The sequence below is a fragment of the Mitsuokella jalaludinii genome (genome assembly GCF_928722185.1).
Classification (GTDB): domain Bacteria; phylum Bacillota; class Negativicutes; order Selenomonadales; family Selenomonadaceae; genus Mitsuokella; species Mitsuokella jalaludinii.
In genome coordinates, this window is sequence record NZ_CAKMXA010000001.1 from 1,165,947 (window position 1) to 1,188,481 (window position 22,535).

General features: G+C 57.1%; 28 protein-coding genes. 5 read left to right on the forward strand and 23 right to left on the reverse strand.

From position 1 onward, the window contains the following. Window positions 1–17: 17 nt before the first annotated feature. Entirely contained in the window at window positions 18–1,349 is a 1,332-nt protein-coding gene (locus QDI87_RS05495) for a replicative DNA helicase (protein WP_341460095.1), read from the reverse strand. A gap of 107 nt (window positions 1,350–1,456) precedes the next feature. Here QDI87_RS05495 and QDI87_RS05500 point away from each other — a divergent pair, with 107 nt between their 5' ends. Beyond that, entirely contained in the window at window positions 1,457–2,452 is a 996-nt protein-coding gene (locus QDI87_RS05500) for an IS30 family transposase (protein ID WP_278742482.1), read from the forward strand. A 29-nt stretch (window positions 2,453–2,481) separates the two neighbouring features. On the opposite strand, the gene QDI87_RS05505 is transcribed toward QDI87_RS05500, so the two are convergent. The 8 genes from QDI87_RS05505 to QDI87_RS05540 all read right to left on the reverse strand — a co-directional run bounded on the left by QDI87_RS05505 (window position 2,482) and on the right by QDI87_RS05540 (window position 5,526). After that, entirely contained in the window at window positions 2,482–3,330 is an 849-nt protein-coding gene (locus tag QDI87_RS05505) for a helix-turn-helix domain-containing protein (RefSeq protein ID WP_162177181.1), read from the reverse strand. A 63-nt stretch (window positions 3,331–3,393) separates the two neighbouring features. Continuing rightward, the gene (locus QDI87_RS05510) at window positions 3,394–3,621 is read right to left on the reverse strand and encodes a hypothetical protein (RefSeq protein WP_155948023.1); all 228 of its coding nucleotides are present in this window, start codon (window positions 3,619–3,621) and stop codon (window positions 3,394–3,396) included. Window positions 3,622–3,626: 5 nt separating this feature from the next. Next, window positions 3,627–3,950, reverse strand: a complete 324-nt coding sequence (locus QDI87_RS05515; RefSeq protein WP_155948024.1) for a hypothetical protein — start codon at window positions 3,948–3,950, stop codon at window positions 3,627–3,629. A 20-nt stretch (window positions 3,951–3,970) separates the two neighbouring features. Further along, window positions 3,971–4,177 carry a hypothetical protein gene (locus QDI87_RS05520; RefSeq protein WP_036373958.1) on the reverse strand — a complete coding sequence of 69 codons (207 nt, stop codon included), beginning with the start codon at window positions 4,175–4,177 and terminating at the stop codon, window positions 3,971–3,973. A 5-nt stretch (window positions 4,178–4,182) separates the two neighbouring features. Continuing rightward, the gene (locus QDI87_RS05525; RefSeq protein WP_036373961.1) at window positions 4,183–4,443 is read right to left on the reverse strand and encodes a hypothetical protein; all 261 of its coding nucleotides are present in this window, start codon (window positions 4,441–4,443) and stop codon (window positions 4,183–4,185) included. Between the two features lie 13 nt (window positions 4,444–4,456). Continuing rightward, window positions 4,457–4,861 (reverse strand): hypothetical protein, encoded by a 405-nt coding sequence (locus QDI87_RS05530; protein ID WP_155948025.1) that lies wholly within the window; start codon window positions 4,859–4,861, stop codon window positions 4,457–4,459. 127 nt (window positions 4,862–4,988) lie between these two features. Continuing rightward, a complete protein-coding gene (locus QDI87_RS05535; protein ID WP_036373967.1) occupies window positions 4,989–5,282 on the reverse strand; it encodes a hypothetical protein in 294 nt (97 codons plus the stop codon). Between the two features lie 52 nt (window positions 5,283–5,334). Then, window positions 5,335–5,526 (reverse strand): helix-turn-helix domain-containing protein, encoded by a 192-nt coding sequence (locus tag QDI87_RS05540; protein ID WP_036373970.1) that lies wholly within the window; start codon window positions 5,524–5,526, stop codon window positions 5,335–5,337. Between the two features lie 142 nt (window positions 5,527–5,668). On the opposite strand from QDI87_RS05540, the gene QDI87_RS05545 reads away from it, so the two are divergent. From QDI87_RS05545 to QDI87_RS05555, 3 genes are read left to right on the forward strand one after another with little or no spacing between them, the layout of a single operon-like run. Beyond that, window positions 5,669–6,334 carry a helix-turn-helix domain-containing protein gene (locus QDI87_RS05545; protein ID WP_051652125.1) on the forward strand — a complete coding sequence of 222 codons (666 nt, stop codon included), beginning with the start codon at window positions 5,669–5,671 and terminating at the stop codon, window positions 6,332–6,334. A 41-nt stretch (window positions 6,335–6,375) separates the two neighbouring features. Continuing rightward, the gene (locus tag QDI87_RS05550; protein ID WP_036373973.1) at window positions 6,376–7,140 is read left to right on the forward strand and encodes a Fic family protein; all 765 of its coding nucleotides are present in this window, start codon (window positions 6,376–6,378) and stop codon (window positions 7,138–7,140) included. Beyond that, entirely contained in the window at window positions 7,127–8,206 is a 1,080-nt protein-coding gene (locus QDI87_RS05555) for a site-specific integrase (RefSeq protein ID WP_036374453.1), read from the forward strand. The genes QDI87_RS05550 and QDI87_RS05555 overlap by 14 nt, the downstream gene beginning before the upstream one ends. Before the next feature lie 187 nt (window positions 8,207–8,393). Here the strand turns inward: QDI87_RS05555 and QDI87_RS05560 are convergent, their stop codons facing one another. From QDI87_RS05560 to QDI87_RS05605, 10 genes are all read right to left on the reverse strand, one after another. Beyond that, window positions 8,394–8,936, reverse strand: coding sequence for a hypothetical protein (locus tag QDI87_RS05560; protein WP_055159909.1), 543 nt, complete (start codon window positions 8,934–8,936; stop codon window positions 8,394–8,396). A 57-nt stretch (window positions 8,937–8,993) separates the two neighbouring features. Then, window positions 8,994–9,992: a flotillin-like protein FloA gene (floA, locus tag QDI87_RS05565; protein WP_055159907.1), complete on the reverse strand. Its 999-nt coding sequence runs from the start codon at window positions 9,990–9,992 to the stop codon at window positions 8,994–8,996. Window positions 9,993–10,024: 32 nt separating this feature from the next. Next, on the reverse strand, window positions 10,025–10,696 hold the full coding sequence (locus QDI87_RS05570) for an NfeD family protein (protein WP_055159905.1): 672 nt from the start codon (window positions 10,694–10,696) through the stop codon (window positions 10,025–10,027). A 165-nt stretch (window positions 10,697–10,861) separates the two neighbouring features. Further along, the gene (locus QDI87_RS05575; RefSeq protein ID WP_036373979.1) at window positions 10,862–11,311 is read right to left on the reverse strand and encodes a GatB/YqeY domain-containing protein; all 450 of its coding nucleotides are present in this window, start codon (window positions 11,309–11,311) and stop codon (window positions 10,862–10,864) included. Between the two features lie 78 nt (window positions 11,312–11,389). Next, the gene (gene rpsU / locus QDI87_RS05580) at window positions 11,390–11,572 is read right to left on the reverse strand and encodes a 30S ribosomal protein S21 (protein WP_005841552.1); all 183 of its coding nucleotides are present in this window, start codon (window positions 11,570–11,572) and stop codon (window positions 11,390–11,392) included. Window positions 11,573–11,694: 122 nt separating this feature from the next. Further along, window positions 11,695–12,042 carry a histidine triad nucleotide-binding protein gene (locus QDI87_RS05585; RefSeq protein ID WP_036373982.1) on the reverse strand — a complete coding sequence of 116 codons (348 nt, stop codon included), beginning with the start codon at window positions 12,040–12,042 and terminating at the stop codon, window positions 11,695–11,697. Window positions 12,043–12,182: 140 nt separating this feature from the next. Further along, window positions 12,183–13,475 carry a tRNA (N(6)-L-threonylcarbamoyladenosine(37)-C(2))-methylthiotransferase MtaB gene (mtaB, locus tag QDI87_RS05590; protein ID WP_278742487.1) on the reverse strand — a complete coding sequence of 431 codons (1,293 nt, stop codon included), beginning with the start codon at window positions 13,473–13,475 and terminating at the stop codon, window positions 12,183–12,185. Continuing rightward, on the reverse strand, window positions 13,472–14,218 hold the full coding sequence (locus tag QDI87_RS05595) for a 16S rRNA (uracil(1498)-N(3))-methyltransferase (protein WP_036373986.1): 747 nt from the start codon (window positions 14,216–14,218) through the stop codon (window positions 13,472–13,474). The genes mtaB and QDI87_RS05595 overlap by 4 nt, the downstream gene beginning before the upstream one ends. Continuing rightward, on the reverse strand, window positions 14,215–15,159 hold the full coding sequence (gene prmA, locus QDI87_RS05600) for a 50S ribosomal protein L11 methyltransferase (protein WP_036373987.1): 945 nt from the start codon (window positions 15,157–15,159) through the stop codon (window positions 14,215–14,217). Before prmA ends, QDI87_RS05595 begins: the two co-directional genes overlap by 4 nt. Before the next feature lie 71 nt (window positions 15,160–15,230). Further along, window positions 15,231–16,148 (reverse strand): LysR family transcriptional regulator, encoded by a 918-nt coding sequence (locus tag QDI87_RS05605; protein ID WP_055160284.1) that lies wholly within the window; start codon window positions 16,146–16,148, stop codon window positions 15,231–15,233. 217 nt (window positions 16,149–16,365) lie between these two features. Here QDI87_RS05605 and QDI87_RS05610 point away from each other — a divergent pair, with 217 nt between their 5' ends. Continuing rightward, the gene (locus QDI87_RS05610) at window positions 16,366–17,490 is read left to right on the forward strand and encodes a 5-methyltetrahydropteroyltriglutamate--homocysteine S-methyltransferase (protein ID WP_278742490.1); all 1,125 of its coding nucleotides are present in this window, start codon (window positions 16,366–16,368) and stop codon (window positions 17,488–17,490) included. Between the two features lie 50 nt (window positions 17,491–17,540). On the opposite strand, the gene dnaJ is transcribed toward QDI87_RS05610, so the two are convergent. The 4 genes from dnaJ to hrcA form a co-directional block, all read right to left on the reverse strand. Next, window positions 17,541–18,713 carry a molecular chaperone DnaJ gene (gene dnaJ / locus QDI87_RS05615; protein WP_036373991.1) on the reverse strand — a complete coding sequence of 391 codons (1,173 nt, stop codon included), beginning with the start codon at window positions 18,711–18,713 and terminating at the stop codon, window positions 17,541–17,543. A gap of 89 nt (window positions 18,714–18,802) precedes the next feature. Beyond that, window positions 18,803–20,665, reverse strand: a complete 1,863-nt coding sequence (gene dnaK / locus QDI87_RS05620; protein ID WP_036373994.1) for a molecular chaperone DnaK — start codon at window positions 20,663–20,665, stop codon at window positions 18,803–18,805. A 61-nt stretch (window positions 20,666–20,726) separates the two neighbouring features. Beyond that, window positions 20,727–21,353, reverse strand: a complete 627-nt coding sequence (gene grpE, locus QDI87_RS05625; protein WP_303695878.1) for a nucleotide exchange factor GrpE — start codon at window positions 21,351–21,353, stop codon at window positions 20,727–20,729. A 40-nt stretch (window positions 21,354–21,393) separates the two neighbouring features. After that, on the reverse strand, window positions 21,394–22,428 hold the full coding sequence (hrcA, locus tag QDI87_RS05630; RefSeq protein WP_036374465.1) for a heat-inducible transcriptional repressor HrcA: 1,035 nt from the start codon (window positions 22,426–22,428) through the stop codon (window positions 21,394–21,396). Window positions 22,429–22,535 lie beyond the last annotated feature (107 nt).

Genomic DNA, 22,535 nt, shown 5'->3' on the forward strand with positions numbered 1-22,535 from the left:
TCGTCACTCCTATCATTTCATTCTATCCTCGTTGCTGCCGACCTGAACGTTTGTGTCTCACCATACCAAATAAGCGGGATGACCTTTAACTCTGAGTCCTTGGCCTTCAGTGTCCCTAGCTCCACATGCCTGTCTGTCTTGTCCCTCGTGTAGTAGGCAGGACGATACAGCCCCAGAACTATGTCTGCATCCTGTTCAATGTCGCCCGTTTCTCGCAGATCAGAAAGCAAAGGCCGCTTATCCTCTCTCGTTTCCGATGCTCGTGAAAGCTGAGACAAGGCAAGCACTGGCACATCCAGCCGTGTTGCAAGGTCTTTCAGGCCATGCACAATCTCGCCGACTTCATGAACCCTGTCACGGTAACGCCCATCACCACGTGTAAGCTGGATATGATCGACCACTACCAAGTCAAGGCCGTTGAACTTCGCTTTGGTAAGCTGTGCCCGTGCCTTCATTTCCGCCACACTCACGCGCCTGTCAAAAATATCCAGCTGGAACTCCTTAAGGGATTCGCATAGCTTGATAACCTTGTTGGCCCCTTTTTCGTTTAAGCGGCCTTCTCTCAACAGCTTGTAGTCTATATCCCCGATACTGGAAATCAGGCGATCATAGACCTTGTTCTTAGGCGTTTCTTCTGAGACGAACAGCACCTTTCCGCCCTGCTTGCATACGTTTGCCATGATATTCAAGGCAAGGGCCGTCTTGCCCATAGAAGGACGAGCTGCCAATATAACAAGCTCTCCACGCCCAAGCCCGACGATTGCCCTATCAAGGTCAACGAAGCCAGTCTTTAATGCCGTGTCTAGGCCGCACTGCCTGTTGTTGAAGTATTCTAGATAGTCGATCATCCTGTCTGTCATTCTCTGCCAGCCCGCGCCATCATCTGCCGTCGTCAAGGCTGTCAGGCGTTCTTGCACACTACCAGAAATGGCAACAACCGCTTTCCCCATGTCCTGAGAATCAGCCAGCAGGCAACGCGCAACTTGCTGCATCTCGCGCCGTGCTGAGTAGTCCTTGATCGTGCGTGCATATTCCTGTATCTGCTGTTCGTACGTATCGGAAGGTCCTGCCTGTTCCAATAGCTGAGACAGGAACAACGGGGTAATCTCGCCGGCAAGCCCAACTTTCTGTAGATGTATCATGACCGTTTTTATGTCAATGTGCATCCCGTCATCTGCCATCTGTAAGAAGGAATGATATAAGGCTCGATTGACCTGCTTGTAAAAGTCATCCTCTTTCAGGCCCGTCAGCCGCACCTTGTCAATGCAATCAGCCGCGCTATAGAGAATAGCCCCTAAGATTGCTTGTTCTGCTGTATCGTCAAACAGCTTTGTTTTTTCGCGATGGATTTACAATCTAAGTGCAACAGCTCCTAGACAACCAAATTAAAATGACACATAGACTTCTTTGCTATAATGGTGTTTGAAGAGAACTACCTATAACAAAAGGAGAGCCTATGTGCCACTACACACATCTTACACCATTTGAGCGAGAAAAGATACTCTTTTTTCTTGCTGAGGGCAAATCCATCACGGAGATTGCCCATCTGCTGAACCGGAGCAAGTCGACCATCTCGCGTGAGCTTCTCCGCAATGCGGCCCCTGCGGACCAGCCTATGTCGTACTGCCCGTTGACCGCGCAAGCGCTCTACAAGCAGCGCAGGAAAGCCTGTCGTCCGCATAAGCGGCTGGAGTATACACCACTTCATTCCTACATCCAGATCTGTATCCTGGCGTACCACTGGTCGCCAGAGGAGATTGTCGGACGGATCCAGTTGGAGCATGGCTGCCGTCTCGTCAGCGTTCCGACGATCTACCGCGCTATCCACGCAGGACTGCTGAACCCGCCAGGAGCTTCAGCGAAGTTCGTACTTCGGAAACTACGGCATCATGGGAAACGGCGTCACAAGAAAGGCAACGAAGAACATCGTGGCAAGTTCGTCATATCGCACCCCATCGAGGATCGTCCTGCCAGTGCGACGAACCGTTCCGTCCGTGGTCACTGGGAAGCGGATACGGTGGTGGGTAAGCAAGGAAAGGCCTGCCTCGTCACGCTGGTGGACCGGAAGAGCCGGTACTTGCTTGGTGGAAAGGCCGCGAGCAAGACTGCCGCTGCCGTCAACAAGGTGATGTGTGAAGCACTCTCGGGGCAGCCGCATCTTTCGGTCACGCCAGATCGCGGAAAGGAATTCTCGAAACATGCTCAACTCAGCAAGGAACTGAAGCGTGTGACGTTCTACTTTCCTGCTCCGCACCATCCATGGGAGCGCGGGACCAACGAGAATACCAATGGGCTTCTGCGGGAGTTCTTCCCGAAAGGCAAGGACATCACGGATACGCCAGAGGATTACATCCAACGGAAGTACCATGAGTTGAACCTGCGCCCTAGGAAGTGCCTTGGCTACAAAACACCATATGAGGTCTATTTCTCAAAGGTGTTGCACTTAGCTTGACAATTCGCCGCTCATATCGTCGCCGCCTTTCACCTATCGGCCTGATCCTGCATTTTCATTTCTCGAATCGATGCTTCAACTCTGGCCTGCCGTTCTTCTTCTGTCTCGTCTGACACCATGGGAATACCACCCCACGCCGAAGAAGCGGACGCGGGCGGCTGTACCTGTGTTGCCAGCTCGTCCTCCCATCTCTCGTCATTCAGCCACGTTGAAGGATATGGGATGTACTTGCCGCCATCCTTCTTCCAGTCTGCCGACAACTTCTGCTGCTCTAGCCCTTTCATCAGCTGAGGGAACACGTCAGGCAGGTTCTTGATCTTGAAGAATGACTTCCGTGCCTTCGCCTTGTCTCGCTTCTTCGGATATGCCTGATAGAACTCGCTGAACATCGTCTCCGTCTTATCCTGCTGATAGGATGCACGCTTGCGCAAATCCGCATTTGCGCTCTTATTCATCTTGTTGTTATTATGTTGCCAATTCTGACATGGGGTGGGCGACAAATCTGTCATGCCCCCTACGTCACTCATGACACCCCCCACGTCAAATTTGACATGCCCCATGACTAACTTGACATGCTTTGTAGGTATGATGTTTCGATGGCTGTTCCCTTCATCGTCGACATAAACCTTGACCTGTACATAGCCTTTCGTTCTCAGTCCGTCTATGATACGCTGCATAGTACGAATTGACTTTCCTCGTATCGCCCCTAAGTTACGATTCGACATAAAGCAATAGCCTTTTGTGTAGGATAGCATGACTATCATGATGTAATACACCAGCTCAGGCTCCGTCAAATCCTTGCTATAGAACAGCTCTTTAGGCGGATCTATATATGGTTTTGCAGATTCATCCATGTTGGTTTTCTTGTTGTCTGACATACCGTCACCACCTTTCATATTCAGACAAAAGAGAGCCGCACACATCTCCGGCTCTCCACAATTTCATTCTGTTGTATACTGCCGTCGCTTCACGGAAACGACTTCCAACTGCTGGCCCGTCGCTTCACCGTACAGGCGGCACAATGTTTTCGCCACCAGCATCACAATTTTCTGGGCGGCTTCCTCGTTTTGTGGTAAAATGGATATGGACGAAGTGTCGGTCAAAACAACTTGTCCTTCTGCCGCTGTTGGTGTTCCCGCACCTGCAACGGCTTTTTTGTTTGCGCTCATTCGTGTCACAACCTTTCCAGCTTAATCTCAAGCAGGCCGCCGTCATCAGGCCATGTTTTGAGAACCAGCCTGTCATACATCAGCAGCGCGCCCTCGGAATCAGCAATCACATCACCGTCTGCATCCAGCAAGGCCAGCTCCAACGCATTGCCCACGCGGATGTGACGCACGCCACGAATCGCCATCCCTTCCCATGCCACCGCCGACACGCCAGCAAGGGCCTGATTGATTGCGTTCTCGATGTGTCGCCGCGCACCTTCGTATTCCTCGGCATGATGTTTCGCCACCGACTCCCAGAACACTGAGAGGTCAACAATCTGTTTTTTCATAGTCATTCATCCTTTCTGCATCAACAGATGCCGAGTGTTTCGAAAAACGCCTGACGATTGCAACGCCCGCGCATCGTGTAGCAGCCCTTCTTCTTCAAACGCTCGTTCGTCAGATGGATAGCCCGACTAGCTGCTGGACGCGAGCAGCACATGATTTTCATGGCTTCTTTCGTCGTGACAAATCGAACCGTCTCGGTGTCGATTTTCTCGTTCACTTCTTGTTTCATTGTTGTCATCCTTTCATTGCCTGTAACTTGCTGATCAGTGCACGCCAGCCGCCACGCTCGAAGAACACGTTGAGTTCACCATGCCGCCCGCCAGTCTCGGCCTTGCCGACAATCACGAGCACTCGGCCCTGCTGGTTCTCCATGCCCGCCGTGAAGTGGTCGTTGTCTCGGCACGTCTCTTGCACCGCATAGCCAGCCGACTCAAGGGCCGCCATGCGCTCCTGCATGAAGCTAGGAAGTGCCGCCCTTTGTACCTGTTCCATCATGCCCACCTCGCTCTTACTTCAAGCTGATAACAAGCAGCTTCCCGACGCCAACCTGCTCACTGTTGTGAAACTCAAGGTGTAATTCGCTACCTACTGCATCCACAAGCCACAAGGCAAGCTCTCGATCATCTGCGTCTCGGAAAGACAGGCCCACCGTACAACGGCCTCCTTCATCCCTCTGATGATACTCATAGGCATCGACGGAAACATGGTCTGTGTAGCTCAGGTTGACACTGTTGATTGCAATCGTCGTGTCCTCGTCGATGTACCGATTCATGATCTTCGCAATTGCGTCCGCACGCATCATGGCCAGCTCGCCATCGTCCTGTTCTTCCTCTGCCATCGCAATAGACAGGTCACACAGGTCAATCGTGACCTCGTGCTTCACATCTACTTTCGGTTCAATAGTTGCGTTCATATCGTTCATCCTTTCTGTACAGCCTACGAGCGGCCCTTCTATTGTCGCCCCTAGGTAAGTGTACCCGTATGTCTTTGGATTTTACTCCTTCTTGTAGCTACAAGGGGAAATGACTTTAAAATCGAAATTAGACCCCTGCTTGACTGGCCTTTTCTCGCCCTGCTTTCAATCTCGCTACCATCTCCGCCCGCTGTTCGTCTGACAAGGTACGCTTGACACGCCTTGACCGATAAGACAGCAGGTTCTTGTCCACGACGTACTCCACAGCAACGACCTCGCCAGCCTGCTTGTGTTCTTTATGTCGCTGGTAAATCTTATCAAGGCGTGTGATCTGCGTTGAATCCGTTGTGTAGACGGTCATCGTCTCGCCGTTGCGGTCATACTGGACGACCGTCTCTTGCTCACTCGTCGGAATACTCATAGCGTTACCTCTCTTTCTGTACTGCCGCCCACGGGCGGCTTTTCTTGTGCCGTCACATGTCCATCAGCTCAGACGGACGCACGCCAAGTACACGGGCAATCTTGCCGAGCGTTACAATCGTTGGCGTGCGGCCTTTCTTCATCATGCCCCAGACAGCCGTCCGCGACACGCCAGCCTTATTCGCCAGCCCCGCCTGTGTCAGGCCCTTCTCAGCCATCAGATCAAGCAGTTTTGCCTTGTCCATACGGTTCACTCCCTTCAATGTTTCATGTGAAACAACAATAGTTTTAATACGCAAACTTTGTTGTTTCTTATTCCCATTATATCCAACATGTGTTAGAATGTCAACATGATAATGAAACAGTTGTTGGAAGGAGCCAAACCCATTGATTCAATTCACGAAAAAGCTCAAGCAATTACGAGAAGCGCATGGTCTCAGCCGCCAAGAACTTGCCGATATGTCCAACATCTCCAGTGCGGCAATCGGTTACTACGAAACAGGGAAAAGAGAACCGCAAGCAAGCACGCTCGTTTCCATCGCCACCGCGCTGCATGTCTCCGTAGACGATTTGCTCGGCTACCATGTTGACCTCTACGAACGCGCAGAGTACATGTTGCAGAGCGTCGGCATAACTACAACGCACGATACAGACAGCATCAATCTGCATATTCCTGCTGATGCATACGAACGCTTAAGCAAGGACTTGTTCATCGAAAATCTCATACTACACGCAACAGCAGGTCAGAAACAAACCCTCGACATTGTGATGCCAACTGACACTTTTCGCGCTTTCGTAGATAAAGCCAACGAAGAAGCGCATACAAGTGCCGATAAAGCGTTCATTTCCGTACTTCTCATGGGCGTGCAACAATACCAACACTACAAGGACATGTTGTTGGCCTACCAAAAAGGCCGCCCGCTCACGCCGTTCCTAGGACATGACCCTTTCCCTACCAGTAAGGAACCAGACAAAGCTGACAGCCCACTCGCTGATCAGACAAAAGAAAAAGCCGCCGACCCGAAGGCCAACGGCAAACACAAGAAAGACTAAATGCTATTTATTATATCACACTGAAAGGACGAAACGCGACCATGACCGACTTCGACTACAAGGCCCTTGACCGACTCAAGGCCGACATGTCCCGCATCGCCAGCACACTGCCGCCTGACGTGCTCGACAACTACAACCGCGACTTCGACGTGACGTATGCCCACGACTCCACGCAAATCGAAGGCAACACGCTTTCCCTTGTGGAAACGAAAGTGCTGCTCGAGGACGGCATTTCCATTGGCGGCAAGAAACTCCGCGAGGTGTACGAGGTCACGAACCACGACCGTGCCTTCACCTATGTACGCCAGCTCATCCGAGAAGGCCGCCCTCTGGATGAAGAACTCGTGAAGGACATCCATGAAATCCTGATGCAAAACATCATGCAAGGCGGCATCTACCGTTCCCATGCCGTGCGCATCATTGGCGCATCGCACCGCCCGCCCGAGCCATATGACATGCTCCAGCAAATCAAGTTCTTCTTCGCGGACATGCCCACCAACAGGGACAGGATGCACCCCGTAGAGTTTGCCGCATGGACGCACGCCGAGTTTGTGCGCATCCATCCATTCGCCGACGGCAACGGCAGAACATCCCGCATGATCATGAACTACCAGCTCATGGCGGGCGGCTTCCTGCCTGTCTCCATCAAGGCCGAGAATCAGGCTCCCTACTACACGGCCCTTGACCAGTACGCCACGGAACGGAACCTTGTGCCCTTCCTGACACAGGTCTACGACCACGAGAAAGCGGCCCTGCTCGACTTCATCGCCAGCTATGGGGAAGGTGCTGCACATGTCACACATTGAGAAACGCACCTTGCAGGACGGCAAGACAAGCTGGCTCATCATGTTCCGTTACACCGACTGGCAGGGCAAGAGACGGCAGAAGAAGGCGTCCGGCTTTCCCACCAAGCGGGAAGCACTTGCCTACGAACGGGACTTCATCGAGCGAGAAGCAGGCTCCCCCAGCATGACGTTCGGCAACCTATGGGCGGTCTACAAGAAGGACTTCAAGCACCGCGTCAAAGAATCATCCGTGCACTCTGTTATCCCGAACGTAGAACGGCGCGTGCTGCCATACTTCAAGGACATGCCAATCAACCAGATCACGCCCGCCATCGTCAGGCGATGGGAAACCGAGCTGCACGATTCCACGGAACTCTCGGACAGGTTCATCCAGTATCTACACGGGCGGCTTTCTTCCGTCCTGTCTTTCGCGTGCAAGTATTACAGCCTTCCACGCAACCCCGCCAAGATAGCTGGCACGACGGTCAAGAGCGCACCCGCCCAACAGACGATACAGTTCTGGACAGTAGAACAGTTCAAGGCGTTCGACCGTGCCGCCGAAGGAGAAGAACCCTATAGGACTCTCTTCCGCCTGCTGTTCTGGTCTGGTCTTCGTGTCGGTGAAGCGTTCGCCCTCACCGTCCAAGACATTGACCTGCAAGCTGGCTCGATCTCCGTGTCCAAGACATACCACCGCTACGACGCCAAGGACAAGATCACCACGCCAAAGACGGCGCACAGCAACCGCACGGTATCCATACCGCCCCAGCTATGCCAAGCCCTGAGTGAACATATCCAAGCGATACCGAACCCCACGCCACACACGCGCCTGTTCGAGTCTCTGCCGTTCAACTACAACCTGACAAGGCACTTCCACAAGATAGCCGAGAAGGCGGGCCTGCCGCTCATCAAGATTCATGATCTCCGGCACTCCCATGCGTCCATGCTCATCCAGAAGAACGTGCCGCCCATCGTCATACGTGACCGCCTAGGCCACAAATCCATCCAGACCACACTGGACATTTACAGCCACCTATACCCCGTCAAAGGGCAGGAAGTAGCCGATATTCTCGCTAATATCTGGTAAAAGTGTTACCTTTCTGTTACCTTTCAGCAAAGAAAAAGGCAGAGAACCCTTTATTTACAAGGGACTCTGCCTTTCTTGTTGCAAATTCTATAATTCTACTACAGAATCGCGGATTTGTCATGAAAAAACTCACAAGAAAAGCCTTCCCTGAAAATCTGAGAAGGCTTCTCCTGTACGGCCTGGCCGCCTAGCGCCGACGATATGGGGAATGATGGCGGTATGCCTTTGGTCTTCCCAGTATCTCGGCCATAACGACAGCCTGCTGCACCTGATCCGGCGTGAATTGCGGCAGGATGGCAGCGCGGCGTGCAGTCTTCTTCTTTGCAAGGCCTGCCTGCTGCGCGTAGACGGCCTCTTCCTCGGCGCGGATGGCAGCTTCTTCTGCGCGGCGCTGCGCTTCGTACGCTGCGGCGCGCGCCTTGTCGGCCATCTCCTCGCGGTAGGCTTCGAGCATGTCCTGCATCTTCGTGCCGGGCTCACGATAGATGCCGCCTTCGTCCGTCATGCCCTGCGGCAGCGGGGCCCCCTTGATATCAGGAATCTCGAAGGGTACGTTCTTTTCCCCGCGCTCCGCCTTTCCCCATGGTTCCGGCATGGGGGGCGGCAGCGTGCGGTCCACATCGCGCGGCGGGAACGGCGGCATTCTCTTGGGCGTCTTCTTCTTGCCGAGTTTATCGCTGAGAATCGCCATGATGGCGAACAAGATGATGACCCATATGGATGAATCCATCCTGATCTCCCCTCTCTCAATCCTTCTGGCCGCGCATCTTCACGCGGCTCGCCGCACTCATTTCACTGGCTGCGTCGGACGCATCTTGTCGTCCGCGCCGGCCGTGCTGATGGCATTGCGCATATCGGTGTCCGCCTGCACGTTGTTGAGGTTGTAGTAGTCCATGACGCCGAGGCGGCCTTCGCGCAGTGCCTCTGCCATGGCATGCGGAACATCGGCCTGCGCCTCGACGACCTTTGCCTCCATCTCCTGCGTGTAGGCCTTCATCTCCTGTTCCTTGGCCACGGCCATCGCGCGGCGCTCCTCTGCCTTGGCCTGCGCGATGCGCTTATCGGCCTCGGCCTGATCGGTCTGGAGCTCAGCGCCGATGTTGCGGCCGACGTCGACGTCAGCGATATCGATGGAGAGAATCTCGAAGGCCGTGCCGGCATCGAGTCCCTTGCCGAGCACCGTCTTGCTGATGTCGTCCGGATTGGCGAGCACGTCGTTGTGGCTCTCCGACGAGCCGACTGTCGTGACGATGCCCTCGCCGACACGCGCGATGATGGTCGGCTCGCCGGCACCGCCGACGAGGCGGTCAATGTTGGCGCGCACGGTGACGCGCGCCTTGATCTTGAGCTCGATGCCGTTGCGCGCGACGGCTGAGACGACCGGAGTCTCGATGACCTTCGGGTTGACGCTCATCTGCACGGCTTCCAGCACATCGCGGCCGGCGAGATCGATGGCAGCCGAGCGCTCGAACGGCAGAGGAATCTGCGCGCGGTGCGCCGCGATCAGCGCGTCGACGACCTTGTCGACGTTGCCGCCCGCGAGGTAATGCGCCTCGAGCTGATTGACCTGCACATTGAGCCCCGCCTTATTGGCCTTGATGAGCGGCAGGATGATCTTGGCCGGCGGCACGCGGCGCATGCGCATGCCGACGAGTGTGATGATGCTGACGTGGACGTCGGCTGCCAGTGCCGAGATCCAGAGCCCAAGCGGCACGAAGTGCAGGAACACCATGATGGCCGCTGCGATGAGCACGAGAATGAATGCGGATGTGATCAGGGATGCCATAAAAATGCCTCCTATATTGTATCTGCCTTACTTTACTGTTGCGGATGGGGCTTGCCCTTCGCCTCTTGGAGCTGCTCCACGCGGCGCACGACGACGCGGCTGCCCTGTACTTCGACAACCTGGACGAGCTCGCCCTTCGCAATGAAGGTTCCCTCTGAGACGACGTCGACGGGATGGCCGGCAAGGAGCGCCGACCCGGACGGGCGCAGTTCCGTCAGGACTCTGCCGCGCTCGCCGATGAGATGCGGTTTCTCCACCGCGCTGACATAGCCGCGCTTGGCCGTCGACTGGTCCTTGAGCACGAAACGCTTCCAGAGACGGCTCGAGGGCAGCTGGTTGACGATCAGCGCAAAGACGCCGACAGCGGCCACCAACGCAAAAATCAGCACGGCCACTGCGGCGAGATTGCCGCCGAGCGCCATCACGAGGCTGTAGAGCATGGCCGCCACGCCGACGCCGGCCAGGAGTCCGACAGTCGGCAGCAACATCTCGACGACGATGCAGAGGATGCCGCCGAGAAAGAGCCCAATCTGGAAGAGGTCGGCCGCCCCTTTGACGTACTGGCTGCCCCAGAAGACGACGGCCGCGACGAGTCCGAACATGATGCCTGCACCCGTGCCGCCCGTCTTGACCTCGACGAGTATCGCCAGGAACATGATGGCCAGCAGCAGGACCTGCAGGACCGGCATGGTGATGCTATCCATAAAGAATCCTCCCTTCTATGATGAAGATGATGATCGTGATGATGTAATCGTGTTCTCTTTTTATGATTCGACGCGCCTTGCCAAAAACCTTTTCCATACACAGATTGCCTTATTTTCGCATCGAAAAAGGCTGCCACTCGTGTGGCAGCCCCTCTCTTCTGCAAATCAGCCCTGCAGCATGCTGCGGACAATCGTGTTGACCATCTTGCCGTCGGCGCGTCCCTTGACCTTCGGCATCAGCATGCCCATGACCTTGCCCATGTCCTTCGGCGACGAAGCGCCCGTCTTCTCGACGGCTTCCTTGACAAGAGCGCGGATCTCGTCCTCGGAAAGCTGTGCCGGCAGATACGGCATGAGCACGTCGATCTCGGCCTGCGTCTTCGCGACGAGGTCCTCGCGGCCGCCCTTCTTGAACTCCTCGATGGAGTCCTTGCGCATTTTGACTTCCTTGCTGATGACGCCGATGACGTCCTCATCGCTGAGCTCTTTGTGGCCGCCATCGATCTCGGCCTGACGGATGGCACCGCGCACGAAGCGGATGACCGACAGGCGGTCCTTATCGTGGCTCTTCATGGCTTCTTTCATATCAGCTGTAAGCTGTTCCTTGATCGACATGATTGATCTTCCTCTCTTCTCATATAAAAAGGCACCCGCGAATCTCTCAACTCGCAGGCGCCTGGCGCAAATGACGGATTAACCTCTGTACTTGCGTTTACGAGCTGCCTCAGACTTCTTCTTGCGGCGAACGCTCGGTTTCTCGTAATGTTCACGTTTTCTCACTTCAGCAAGCGTGCCAGCCTTCTGGGACATACGCTTGAAGCGGCGGAGAGCACTATCGATCGATTCGTTTTTACCAACTTTGATTTCGTTTGCCATCTATTTTCCCCCCCTCCACTTAACATGGGAGTTTGTGTCGTTAGAATTACACCACACCATTATACAGCAGGGCGCAAGTCACTGTCAACACTCTCCAAAAGTTTTAGGACCTGCGCAGAGGGTCAGCCTGGGGGCCATTGCATGGAGCGGCCGCCAAGGAGGTGGAAATGCAGATGCTTCACGGTCTGACCGCCTTCCTCGCCCGTGTTCGCCACGACACGGAAGCCCTTCTCGGCAATGCCGAGCTTCTGGGCAAGCTGCGGGATGACATCGACGAGGATGTGCGAGACGAGAGCCTTGTCCTCTTCCTCGAGTGCCAGCAGGCTCTCGACGTGCTTCTTCGGGATCACGAGAACGTGCTGCGGTGCCTGTGGCTCCAGGTCACGGAACGCCACGACCGTGTCATCTTCATAGACCAGTTTGGAAGGGATCTCCTTCTGTGCAATCTTGCAAAAGATACAATCTGCCATCTTCATTCACCTCCTTTTGCCACGAATGGCATCAATGGCACGAAACGGGCGCTTAACGCCCATCTATAATAATAATATTCGCCGCCATGAGCGGAAAACCTTCTTCCCGACGGAAAAAAGCAAAAATATTTACCAGCGACTCAGCGCACGCAGTGCGCCCAGACGCCATCGCGCCAGAGCTTGTCGATCTTCACGGTGTAGATCTCGCCGCAATCGACGGTATCGTCGGTGTAGACGCGGATGTAGTTGTCCGTCAGGCCATCCGTGATGCCGTCTTTTTCCGTCTCGAACAGCACGCGCATCTCGCGGCCGATGAAGCTCTTGTGGAACTCCTCTGACTTGCGGTCGGCGAGCGCCTGCATGCGGTGCACGCGCTCCTTCTTGACGGCTTCCTCTACCTGGTCGCGGCGCGCGGCGGCTGGTGTGCCCGTGCGGCGCGAATACGGGAAGACGTGCATGCGGGCGAAGTTCATCTTCTCGACGAAGTCGAGCCCTTGCTGGAAGTCCTCCTCTGTCTCGCCAGGGAACCCGACGATGATGTCCGTCGAGATGGCGACGCCTGGCACCTCCTGCTCGACGTGCTCGATGAGGCGCGCGAACTCCGCCGTGTCATAATGGCGGTTCATGTCCTTGAGCACCTTGTCAGAGCCGGCCTGCAGCGGCAGGTGGAGGTGCGCGCAGAAGCGCTCGTCCTCGCGGATCAGTGCGAAGAGCTCCGGCGAGAGCTCGATGGACTCGAGCGAGCCGAGGCGCAGGCGCTTGAGGCCCGGCACGGAGAGCACCTCACGGCAGGCATCGGCCAGCGTGATGCTGCCGGGGAGGTCGCGGCCGTAGGCGCCGAGGTGGATGCCCGTCAGCACGATCTCCTTGAAGCCCATCGAGACGAGTTTCTCCGCCTCGCGGCGCACGTGCTCCGGCAGGCGCGACTTCACGGGCCCTCTCGCATACGGGATGATGCAGTACGAGCAGAAGTTCTGACAACCATCCTCGATCTTGAGGAAGGCGCGCGTGCGCTCCGGGCTGTCGTAGAGCGGGATGTCCTCGAACGTCTTTGCCTGCATAATGTCCGTGATCGTGCCCTGGATGCCGTCCTCATGCATGGCCTTCTCGACGTAGTCAACGATGTGGGCGCGCTCCTTCGTGCCGAGCACGACGCGCACGCCCTCGATGGCCCGGATCTCATCTGGCGCGACCTGTGCGTAGCAGCCGCAGACGGCCACGATGGCCTGCGGGTTCTCGCGGTGTGCGCGGCGGATGATCTGGCGGCTCTTGCGGTCGCCAAGGCTCGTGACCGAGCACGTGTTAATGACGTAGACGTCAGCACATGCGTCAAACGGCACGACTTCATAGCCGTGCTGCTTGAAGAGGCCTTCCATCGTCTCTGTCTCGAACTGATTGACCTTACAGCCAAGTGTGGTCAAAGCAACTTTCAACTTCCTAAATCTCCTTTTTCAAACTGTACAATGCTGAGGCCCGCAATGGCCGCCGTCTCGGCGCGCAGGATGCGCGGCCCGAGCGTGACGCTCTGCCCGCCGGCCTTGATGACAGCCTCTGCCTCTTCGAGCGTGAAGCCGCCCTCAGGGCCGATGAGCAGCAGGTAGCGCTCCGACGTCGTGCGCTGCAGGCACTCCCGCACCGATACATTCTGCTCGTTCTCGTAGCAGAACAGGAACTCCGAATCCATGTCGTCCTCATACCAGGCATGGCAGAGGAATTTCTGGAGCGGCTCGATGGGCCGCACCTCGACGAGCGCGGTGCGCCCGCACTGCTTGGCCGCCTCGTCGGCAATCTTCTGCCAGCGCTGCTGGCGCTGGGCGGCCTTCTTGCTGTCGTAGCGCACGACGCAGTTGTGGCTTGCGACTGGCACGATGCAGTTAACGCCGAGCTCGACAGCCTTCTGCACGACGAAGTCCATCTTGTCGGCCTTCAGGAGGCAGACGGCCAGGACGAGCCGGATGGGTGACTCTGTATCCGCATCGAGGCGCTCCACGAGCTTCATCGTCACCGTGTCGGACGTAAAAGCGGTCATCTCCATGCGCGCGACCTGGTTCTCATCGTCGACGACGATGACTTCCTGGCCAGGCTTCGCGCGCATGACGTGCATGAGATGGTGTGCATCCGCGCCGCCGATCTCGATGGTATCCGCGAGGATGCCCTTGTAGAAAAGTCGTCTCACTGTGCATCCCCCCGGCTGATGACCATCGCAGCCCAGCCGCTCTCCTCGATGACCTTGTCGATGGCAAAGCCGTGCGAAAGAGCCGCTTCCGTCACATCGGCCACGCGCTCATCGATGATGCCCGAGGCCAGCAGATGGCCGCCCTCGGCCAGATGCGCATCGAGTTCGTCGAAGAGGCGGATGACGATGTCCGCGATGATGTTGGCGATGATGAGATCCGCCTTGCCGGTAAAAGACTGCAGGAGATCAGAGACGCCAGTCGTCACGCGGTCCTCGACGTGGTTGCGCTCCACATTCTCCTGCGCGACGTGGGCCGCCGTGCGGTCGTAATCCATCGCGATGACCTCGCCGGCTCCGAGCTTGGCAGCAGTCACAGCCAGCACGCCGGAGCCCGTGCCGACATCGAAGACGCGCATGCCGCCTTTGACGGCCGACTCGAGCTCGCGGATGCACATGGCCGTCGTCGGATGCGTGCCCGTGCCGAAGGCCGCGCCGGGGTCGAGGTCGATGACGATGTCGTCGGGGCTCGCCTCGTAATCCTCCCAGGCCGGCTTGATGACGATGAGGCCGCCGACTTTCTCCGTGTGGAAGTAGGCCTTCCAGTTGTCGGCCCAGTCCTCATCCTGAACCGTATGCCATTCGATCGGGCACGATCCCGCGTCGAAGCCGTCGACTTTCGCGAGGTCCCGGACGCGCTGCTCGAACGTGCGCAGGCGGTCGTCAAGCTCTTCGTCGACAGGCAGATACGCCTTGATCGTCACGATATTCGTCTGCTCAGCCTTCGGCAGATTGGAGTAGTCGAAAAGTCCACTGTCGATATAACTGTTGAATTCCTCTGGATCTTCAATGACCACGCCGGATGCACCGACGTCGTGGAAAATCTCCGCGATGAGTTCCGTCTCCTCATGTGATGTCCGGATACTGACTTCAGCCCATTTCAAAGCGCATCGTCCTTTCTTGTTCTAGGTCTTTCCATTATAGGGGATATGTCTGTAAAAAACAAGGTTATCCGTCACTCGGTGCGGACGGCATTGCCGATGCGCTCGCAGAGTTTCTCGATGTAGCGGCCGGCATAGCGGCTGAGCTTGATGTGCGCATGTGTCAGGTAGCCGATCTCCATGAAGTCGTCGACGAGCAGCGGCCGCGCGATGATCTCCTCGCCGTTGAGCTCTTCGTTGATGATGCCGCTCGAGATGGTGTAGCCGTCGAGGCCGATGAGCAGGTTGAAGAGTGTCGCGCGGTCCGTGACAACGATGTCCTTGCGCACAGGTAGCGTACTCTGGATCTCCTCAGCGTAGTAGAAGGCGTTGTGCGCCCCCTGCTCGTACGAGAGGCGCGGGTAGTCTGCGAGGTCCTCTAAGCGGACAGCCTCCTTTTCCGCAAGCGGATTCCTCTTGCTGATGAAGACATGCGGCTGCGCGCGGTAGAGCGGCGTGAAGCGCAGGCCGTGGTCGAGTATGGCCCGGCGGACGATTGTCTCATTGGCCGGATTGAGGTAGAGCACGCCGACCTCACTGCGCAGCGCGCCGACATCCTCGAGTATCTTGTAGGTCTCCGTCTCGCGCATGTGGAATTCGTATTCTCTCCCTCTGTACTCGCGCAAAAGGTCGACGAACGCTTCGACGGCGAACGAGTAATGCTGTGACGAGACGCAGAAGAGCTGCTTCTTCTTGCGCTTCTTGCCGTAGCGCTCGCGGATCATCGCCTCCTGCTCGAGCATCTGGCGCGCGTAGGCAAGGAATTCCTCGCCCTTGACCGTCAGCGTGATGCCTTTGTTTGTGCGCCGGAAAATCGTGATACCGAGTTCCTCCTCCAGGGCGTGTATGGCCGCTGTCAGGCTCGGCTGCGTGATGAAGAGGCGCTGTGCCGCTTCCGTGATGGAGCCAGACGAAGCCGCCTCGACGACGTAGCGCAGTTGATTGAGTGTCATGCCCATCCCCCTTTTCTCTTACCATCATACCACGCATGCCACGGCAGGCGCAATCTTGCCATAGAGTGAATCTATGGCAAAGCGCCCGTTTTAAGTATTTTCCATCGCGCGCCTTTTGCGGTAAAGTAGAGCCATCAACCGATTCGGTCCACAAGAACAGAAGAGAACAAACAAGTTATCCGAGAGTCATCTCGTCAATCTATCAGGAGGCAATCATATGAGCAAGCATCTTTCCACACCATTCCGCTTCGATTACGTCGGCAGTTTCCTGCGCCCCGCAGCGCTCAAAGAAGCGCGCCAGGAGTTCTCTGAGCACGCCATCTCGAGAGAGGCGCTCAAAGACGTCGAAGACACGTGCATCCGCGAGCTCGTCGCCAAGCAGAAGGCGGCCGGCTACCACGTCATCACGGACGGCGAGTTCCGCCGCGCGACCTGGCACCTCGACTTCATGTGGGGCTTCCAGGGTATCGCTCATCAGAAGACCGACAAGGGCGTCTGCTTCCACGGCGAGCCGGCTCTCATCGATGACACTTGGCTGACGGGCCCGCTCTCTGCCGAGAACCATCCGTTTGTCGAGCATTTCCGTTTCGTACAGGCGCTCACAGACGAGAACACAGTCGCCAAGCAGACCATCCCGGCACCGGCTCAGTTCTTCCAGCAGATGATCCTGCCCGACAACATCGAGCGCACGCGCAAGGTCTACGCGACAGATGAAGCGCTCATCGAGGCGATTGCTGCAGGCTACCGCACCGTCATCCGCGACCTCTATGCGGCCGGCTGCCGCAACCTGCAGTTCGACGACTGCACCTGGGGCGTACTCGCCGCCGGTGGCAAGAAGGGCGGCAAATTCGCCTACGTCGAAGGTTCTGACCTCAAGAAGCTCGCCGAGCAGTTCGTGACGGTCAACAACCTGGCTATCGAAGGAAGCCCCGACGACCTCGTCATCAACACGCATGTCTGCCGCGGCAACTACCACTCCGTCTACTTCGCCAGCGGCGCCTACGACCCGGTTGCCGACCCGCTCTTCACGCGCGAGAACGTCAATGCCTACTACCTCGAGTTCGACGACGAGCGCTCCGGCGGATTCGAATGCCTCAAGGAAGTCACCCCTGGCAAGAAAGTAGTGCTCGGCCTCATCACAACGAAGCGCCCGGAGCTCGAAGACAAGGCTGCCATCATCGCGCGCATCCACGAGGCGGCCAAGTACGTGCCGCTCGAGGATCTCTGCCTGAGCCCGCAGTGTGGCTTTGCCTCCTGCGAGATTGGCAACAAGCTCACCGAGGAAGAGCAGTGGGCCAAGCTCGCCCTTGTCAAAGAGATTGCCGAAGAAGTCTGGGCATGACCGAGAAATAAAAAATACGGCTTTGCGATGTATTTCGCAAAGCCGTATTTTTATTTCTTGAAGAAGCGCTTGAGGTCGTCGAGGAAGCTCTTCTGCTCCGGATTGACCTTGTCGCCGCTGATCTCGCCGAACTCGCGCAGGAGCTCTTTCTGGCGCCCCGAGAGGTTCTGCGGCGTCAGTACCTTGATGTGGACGAGCTCGTCGCCGCGGCCCGAACCGCGCAGGAACGGGATGCCGCGTCCCTTGATGCGCAGGACCTTGCCCGACTGGATGCCAGCCGGGATCTTGAGGTCGACGGGACCGTCGAGCGTCGGCACCTGTACCGAGCCACCGAGAGCGGCCTGCACGAAGGTGATCGGCACTTCGACGATGACGTCATTGCCCTGGCGCGTGTAGAGCTTGTGCGGCTTGACAAAGATGTAGACGTAGAGGTCGCCGTAGCCGCCGCCATTGCGGCCCGCTTCGCCGGCACCCGACAGGCGGACGCGCGACCCCTGGTCGACGCCCTTCGGGATATTGACCGTGACCTTCGACGTCTCGCGCTTGCGGCCCGTGCCATGGCAGTCCTTGCACGGCGTCTTGACAATCTTGCCCGTGCCGTGGCAGTGCTGGCACGTCTGCGTGCTCATCATGCGGCCGAAGGCCGTGTTGCGCACGACCTGCTGCTGGCCCGTGCCGTGGCAGTGCGGGCACGTCTCCGGGCTCGTCCCCGCCGCGGCACCAGAGCCGTGGCACGTCGGGCACTCGACCGTGCGCGGCACCTCGAGCTCCACCTTCTTGCCGAAAGCAGCGTCTTCGAAGCTGATGGAGAGATCGTAGCGCAGGTCATTGCCGCGCTCCGGACCCGGCTGACGCGCATGGCGGGCACCGGCACCGCCGAAGAACATGTCGAAGATATCGTTGAAGCCGCCTTCGCCACCGCCGCCGAAGCCGCCGAAATCACTAAAGCCGCCGAAGCCGCCGGCTCCAGCGCCACTGAAGCCGCCCGTGCCGTCAAAGGCGCCGGCGCCAAACTGGTCGTACTGCGCGCGTTTCTTCGGGTCCTTCAGGACATCGTAGGCTTCATTGATCTCCTTGAACTTCTCCTCTGCCTCTTTCGGGTTGTCCGGATTGAGGTCTGGATGATACTTGCGGGCCAGCTTCTTATAGGCACGCTTGATCTCCTTTTCATCCGCGCTCTTGTCAACGCCCAGCACTTCATAATAATCGCGTTTTTCGCTCACGTTGCACCATCCTTACAGAAAAATTGGGAGTCCAGAGGGAACCGCGTCAAGCGTCCCCCATAACTCCCAACCTTCAAACAATCATCTGCTTATTTCTTGTCGTCTTTGACTTCCGTGTAGTCCGCATCGACGACATCATCGTCATCTTTCTTCTGCTGCTGAGCGCCCTGGGCATTCTCAGCACCAGCCTGAGCACCCTGCTGTGCACCAGAAGCCTGTGCCTGCTGGTAAGCAGCAGCGCTGAGCTCATAGAGCGGCTTCTGCAGCTCTTCGGTTGCCTTCTTGATGGCTTCCGTATCGTTGCTCTTGATGGCCTCTTTGACCTTCTCGCAAGCAGCCTTGACTTCCGATACCTTGCCGGCATCTGCCTTGTCGCCGAGCTCCTTGATCGTCTTCTCTGCCTGATAGACGAGGTTGTCGGCGTTGTTCTTGGCGTCGATGGCTTCCTTCTGCTTCTTGTCCTCAGCCTCATGAGCTTTGGCTTCGTTGACCATGCGGTCGATGTCTTCCTTGCTCATGCCGCTGTCCGACTGGATCGTGATCTTCTGCTCTTTGCCCGTGCCGAGGTCCTTAGCGGAGACGTGCACGATGCCGTTCGCATCGATATCGAAAGAAACCTCGATCTTAGGTACTCCACGCGGAGCTGGCGGAATATCCGTGAGCTCGAAGCGGCCGAGCGTCTTGTTGCCGGCAGCCATCTCGCGCTCGCCCTGCAGGACGTGGATATCGACAGACGGCTGGTTATCGGCAGCCGTCGAGAAAATCTGGCTCTTGTGGGTCGGAATCGTCGTGTTGCGCTCGATGATCTTCGTGCAAACACCGCCGAGCGTCTCGATACCGAGGGAAAGCGGCGTGACATCGAGGAGCAGGACGTCCTTGACTTCACCGACGAGGACACCGCCCTGGATGGCAGCACCGACGGATACGCACTCATCCGGGTTGACGCCCTTCGACGGCTCTTTGTGCAGGATATTGCGGATGGCATCCTGGACAGCCGGGATACGGGAAGAACCACCGACGAGGATGATCTTGTCGATATCGTCAGCCGTGAGGTCTGCATCAGCCATGGCCTTGCGCGTCGGGCCCATCGTGCGCTCAACGAGGTCACTCGTGAGCTCATTGAACTTTGCGCGCGTCAGCGTGAGGTCGAGGTGCTTCGGGCCCGAAGCATCGGCCGTGATGAACGGCAGGTTGATGTTCGTCTGCGTCATGCTCGAGAGCTCGATCTTTGCCTTCTCGGCAGCTTCCTTGAGGCGCTGAGCAGCCATCTTGTCCTGCGAGAGGTCGATGCCGTTCTCCTGTTTGAACTCGCCGACCATCCAGTCGATGATCTTCTGGTCGAAGTCATCGCCGCCGAGGTGCGTATCGCCGTTCGTAGCCTGTACTTCAAACGTGCCTTCCGAGAGCTCGAGGATCGAGACATCGAACGTACCGCCGCCGAGGTCGAAGACGAGAATCGTCTCATCCTTGTCCTTGTCGAGGCCATAGGCAAGTGCTGCAGCCGTCGGCTCGTTGACGATGCGCAGGACATCGAGGCCTGCAATCTTGCCGGCGTCCTTCGTCGCCTGGCGCTGGCTGTCGTTGAAGTAAGCCGGGACCGTGATGACGGCCTGCGTGACCGTCTCACCGAGGTATGCCTCTGCATCGCCCTTGAGCTTCTGCAGGATCATGGCCGAGATCTCCTGCGGCGTGTAATCCTTGCCGTCGATCGTGACCTTGTAGTTCGGGTCGCCCATATGGCGCTTGATGGACGAGATCGTGCGGTCCGGGTTCGACACAGCCTGGCGCTTTGCCAGCTGGCCGACGAGGCGCTGGCCATCTTTCGTGAAACCGACAACAGACGGCGTGATGCGGCTGCCTTCCGGATTCGTGATGACGGTCGGCTCGCCGCCTTCCATGACGGATACGACAGAGTTCGTCGTACCTAAGTCGATACCAATTACTTTAGACATGGTAACATCCTCCTAAACTTTATGTAAAACTTGAATCATCTGGTTTATGCGATCAGGACGCTCAGTTGGAGACGACCTGGACCATGCTCGGTCGGATGACGCGGCCCTTGACCATGTAGCCCTTCTGGAGCTCCTGGGCAACCGTGTCGTCCTCTTTCTCGGGGTCTTCGACCCGCATGACGGCCTGATGGAAGTTCGGGTCGAACTTCTGGCCGACGGCCTCGATGTGCTCAAGGCCGTTCTTCTTGAGGATTTCCTGGAACTGCGTGAAGATCATCTCGACGCCCTTCTGGAAGGCCTCCACATCCTTTGTCTCGGCCGCCATCGCGCGCTCGAAGTTGTCGAGCAGCGGCAGCATGTCCTTGCAGAAATTCTGCGTGACGACAGCGGAAATCTCTTCGCGTTCCTTCGCCGAGCGGCGGCGGAAGTTGTCGAAATCGGCCTGGAGGCGCAGCAGGCGGTCTTTCTTCTCCTGAAGGTCTTTGTTCAGGCCGTCGACCTGGCCCTTGAGGGCCTCAATCTCTTCCTGCATCGCCGCATCTGCTGCAGCAGCCTCTTCCGGAGCTTCTTCCTCGGAGCCCTCTGCAGCATCTTCCTGCGCGGCTTCCGCCTCGTCGATCTCCTGCTGCATCTCCTCCAGCTTCTGCTCATCCTTCTTCTTCATTTCATCTTTGATAAATGATGGCAAAACTATCACCTCTTCACTCTATTCCGGGAAACCTGCGGCCCTACCAGTGGAACCGCTTGATGACTTCTGTCAGATTGGAATTCATGTATTCGAGCAGGCTCATGGCCTTCGCGTATTCCATGCGCGTCGGTCCGAGCACTGCGATCGTGCCCAAGAGCTCACCATCGAGATGGTACGTCGCGGTGATGATGCTGCTGTCCTTGAAGTGGCTGTCCTCGTTCTCCTGGCCGATCGTGACCTCGAGACCGTCGCCCATATGGGCGTGCAGCACATCCTTCATGAGCTCTTCCTTCTCGAGCACGAGGAGGGTCTCCTTGACCTTCTCCACATCGTGGAACTCCGGCTGCTCGAGCATCTGCGTCGTGCCGCCGAGGTAGAGGCGCTCCCGCTTGCCCGAATCGAGCGCCCTGTTGATGACCTCGAGGGCTGATTCGTAGAGCGGCTCATCCTGGATCTCATCGCGGATCTTCGCGAGCGCTGGATGGTCGATGGTCGAGAGCGTGTGGCCGGCGAGATTCTTGTTGATGACACCGGCCATGCGCTGGAAGTCCTCGAAGCTCGAGCCATTCGGCATCTCGAGAATCTTGTTCTCGATGAAGCCCGCATCCGTCATGAGCACGGTGATAACGCGCCTGTCGTCGAGCGGCAGGAACTGCAGGCAACGGAAAGCCGCCTGCGTCATCTGCGGCGCGAGGACAAGAGAGACATTCTTCGTCACCTGCGAGATGATGCGCGCTGTCTCCTGGAACACCTCGTCGATGCGCTTGACGCGCGCCCTGTACCAGCGATTGATGAGCTCTTTCTCCTCGTCACTCACGGGCTTCGGGGGGATCAGGCCGTCTACATAGAAGCGATATCCCTTCGACGATGGGATGCGTCCAGAGGAGGTATGCAGCTGCTCGAGGTAACCTAGCATCTCGAGATCTGCCATCTCATTGCGGATGGTCGCCGGACTCACGCCGAGGTCGTACTTCCTCGCCAGTGTTCGCGAGCCGACCGGCTCGGCTGACTCGATGTAATCATCGACGATTGCCTGCAGCACGCGTTTCTTGCGCGCGTCGAGTTCATCCTTCATCTGCATGCCCCCTTCCTTCTGTTTTCATCCTCTGTTAGCACTCTATCTATCCGAGTGCTAACTTTGAATCTATAAAGAATATACACCGAAAAAAACAAAAAGTCAAC